General features: G+C 65.7%; 3 protein-coding genes. 1 reads left to right on the forward strand and 2 read right to left on the reverse strand.

Features of this window, described 5'->3' with window-relative positions:
* The coding region (locus tag VE759_RS01325; protein WP_324927493.1) for an ATP-binding cassette domain-containing protein at positions 1–1854 on the forward strand (1854 nt) is incomplete at its 5' end.
* Positions 1855–1900: 46 nt separating this feature from the next.
* Here VE759_RS01325 and VE759_RS01330 read toward each other — a convergent pair.
* Both VE759_RS01330 and VE759_RS01335 read right to left on the reverse strand, forming a co-directional pair.
* Positions 1901–2755 (reverse strand): glycoside hydrolase family 16 protein, encoded by an 855-nt coding sequence (locus VE759_RS01330; protein WP_324927495.1) that lies wholly within the window; start codon positions 2753–2755, stop codon positions 1901–1903.
* Between the two features lie 89 nt (positions 2756–2844).
* Positions 2845–3479, reverse strand: a 635-nt coding sequence (locus tag VE759_RS01335) for an HNH endonuclease signature motif containing protein (protein ID WP_324927497.1), incomplete at its 5' end; no start/stop codon positions are given.

Here is a 3479-nt window from a genome sequence, read left to right on the forward strand (position 1 = left end):
GCGACGTTGGTGCCGACGCCCGAAGGCGTCAAGATCGAGGACGCCGGAAGCATCAACGGCACGTTCGTCAACGGCAGCCGCGTCAAGGAAGCGATGCTGCATGACGGCGACGTCGTCACGATCGGCAATGTCGACCTCGTCTTCTCCGGCGGCACGCTGGTTCGCCGCACCGAGACGGAGGCGGCGACTCGCACCGGCGGGCTTGAGGTCCGCGGCATCACCCTGGACATCGAGCACGGCCGCAGGCTGCTGGACAACGTCTCATTCGCCGCCAGGCCAGGCACGCTGACCGCGGTGATCGGGCCGTCGGGCGCCGGCAAGTCCACGCTGGACAAGGTGATCGTCGGGGCGACTCAACCGACCAACGGCACGGTGTCCTTCGAGGGTCACGACATCCACGCCGAGTACGCCTCACTGCGCAGCAGGATCGGCATGGTGCCGCAGGACGACGTCGTGCATGGCCAGCTCACGGTCAATCAGGCGCTGGGCTATGCCGCCGAACTGCGGCTGCCGCCGGACACCACCAAGGAAGACCGGCGCCAGGTGATTGCGCAGGTACTCGAGGAACTCGAGCTGACGCAGCACGCCGAGAAACGCGTGGACAAGCTGTCCGGCGGCCAGCGCAAACGCGCGTCGGTGGCGATGGAGTTGCTGACGGGTCCGTCGCTGCTGATTCTCGACGAACCCACGTCTGGTCTGGATCCGGCGCTGGACCGTCAGGTGATGACGATGCTGCGCCAGCTGGCCGACGCGGGCCGCGTGGTCGTGGTGGTGACGCACTCGCTGACATATCTGGATGTCTGCGACCAGGTGCTGCTGCTCGCACCGGGCGGCAAGACCGCGTTCTGCGGACCGCCCAGCGAGATCGGCCGGACGATGGGCACGACGAACTGGGCCGACATCTTCACCAAGGTGGGCGCCGATCCGGACGCGGTGCACCGACGATTCCTCGAACGCGCGGCGCCGCCGCCCGCTCCGGCCGAGACCGAGAAGCCCGCCGACTTGGGCAAGCCCGTGCATACCAGTCTGTGGCGGCAGTTCTCGACGATCGCGCGTCGCCAGGTTCGGCTGATCGTGTCCGATCGTGGTTACTTCATCTTCCTGGCGCTGTTGCCGTTCATCATGGGCGTGCTGTCCCTCTCGGTGCCGGGCAACGTCGGGTTCGGCATACCCGTTCCCGCCACGCAGGGCGGTGAGGCGCCGAACGAACCGGGAATGATCCTGGTGCTGCTCAACGTCGGAGCCATTTTCATGGGCACGGCACTAACCATCCGGGCCCTGATCGGGGAACGGCCAATCTTCATGCGCGAGCAGGCCGTCGGGTTGTCCACGACCGCGTACCTGTTGGCCAAGGTTGTTGTCTTCACGATGTTTGCGCTGGTGCAGTCGGCCATCGCCGTGGTCATCACGGTGTTCGGCAAGAGCGCTCCGACCCAGGGCGCTGTCGTCCTCAAGAACCCGACCTTTGAGCTGTACGTTGATGTCGCGGCCACTTGCGTGGCGGCGGCGATGGTCGGCCTGGCGCTGTCGGCGCTGGCCAGATCGAACGAGCAGATCATGCCGCTGCTGGTAGTTGCGATCATGTCGCAGTTGGTGTTTTCGGGCGGCATGATTCCGGTGACGAATCGCACTGTGCTCGACCAGCTTTCTTGGGTGACACCGGCCCGCTGGGGTTTTGCCGCGTCGGCGTCGACGGTCGATCTCACAAAGCTGGTTCCCCCACCGGTGCAGCCCCGGGATTCGCATTGGGAGCACGCCTCGAAGGCGTGGATCTTCGACATGCTGATGCTCGCGGTCATCAGCACCGTCTACATCGGCTTCGTCCGCTGGAAGGTCCGCCTCAAGGGCAGTTAGGGATCGCCTCGGGGCGGCGCAGGACTGAATATCGCCGCGGTGGTGCTTACCAGACCCGTATCCAGTCGACGAGCATGTCCGCCGGATAGGTCCCTGGTCCGGGATCGCCGCCACCCGAACCGGCAACCGCAAGATTCAAGACCGGAAATACCTGGTAGCCGGGATCGTTGAACGGCCAATCCGCGATGGAGTTCGCCGGAACATTGAAGTACGGTTGCGCGCCGTCGACGTGGTCTTGCCAGAAGCGGATACCGGCCTCATCCCATTGGCATCGCCACGTGTGCCATCCGCTGTCCACGCTGATCTTGTGAGTCGCCCATTCGGAGCCGTTCGCTTTTGCGTGGACGGTAGTTGCCGAAGGCCAGTTCCCGTTGCCGTACCACTCGAGCACGTCGATTTCGCCGCGATCTTCGTTACCCAACCACAAGGCGGGCCAGCAACCGGCAGTGAGGCAGTTGAGTTTTATTCGGGCTTCCCAGGTATGGCCGATGCCTCCCCTCCAGTTGCCCTGAATTTTGCCGCTGAAGTAGGTGCTGCCGTCTTTTGCGGCGCGAAGGACGAGATTGGAGTTGCCGTCGACGAACACGTTTCGGCGATCGTCGCGGTACTGCCCGACGTTCTCGGGTCTTTCCCAAAACGTCGGGTCCTTCATCGTCTCCCTGGCTCGCGCCACCGTCCACTTCGACGGATCGGGGGCGGAGCCGGCCGGGCCGTCGAACTCGTCGCGGAAAACGTAGCTGCCCTGCGCCGCGTTGTCGGGCGGCGCGGCGGGCGGTGGCACCCGATCTGCCGGTGCATCCCGTCGCGACGGGTAGGCCCGAGCCTCGGGGACCGGGATCGCGGCGGCGAGCATGCCGATCCCGGTCATCAATATCATGCGGCGACGATCCATCTCAGGCACAGCTAAACATAAAAGCCGGAACATCGGACCGAGCGCAAATCGCTGGTGGCGACTGATTGGAGCCGGTCCCACATGCAGCGCAGAGCAGGTTAGCCCTCGTCGTGTTGCCGCAGGTAGCGCTCGGGGTGGAAGTAGCCGTTGGTGCGGGGTTTGCCGGTGTCGAGGTGGGGTGGGGGGATCCATTCGGTGGTGCCGTCGGCGCGTTTGCGGGTTTTCCAGCCCCGGTCGAGGAGGCGGTGGTGGGGTCCGCAGGCGAAGGTGAGGTTGTCGATGTCGGTGCGCCCGCCGGCGGCCCATTCCTCGACGTGGTGGACCTGGCACAGGTAGCCGGGCACGGTGCAGCCGGGGTGGCTGCAGCCGCGGTCTTTGGCGTGGAGCACCACGCGTTGCCCCGGGGTGGCGATGCGGGTCTTGGCCAGATACAGGGGCACCTTGGTGTGGGTGTCAAACACGGCCAGATAGTGATGGGCGTGGGCGGCCATGCGGATCAGGTCGGGGATGGGCAGCCACGACCCGCCGCCGGTCATGGCCTTGCCCGCGCCGGTCTGCAGGTCCTGCAGGGTGGTGGTCACCACAATGCTGACCGGCAATCCGTGATGGGTGCCCAATTCGCCGGAGGCCAGCAGATCGCGGCACATCGCATTCAGCGCGTCGTGGTTGCGCTGGGCGCGGGTGCGCCAATCGGCTTGAATGGCCTGCTCGGTGGGCTGACCGGTGATCGTCG

It is taken from the genome of Mycobacterium sp., from assembly GCF_035640695.1.
GTDB lineage: Bacteria > Actinomycetota > Actinomycetes > Mycobacteriales > Mycobacteriaceae > Mycobacterium.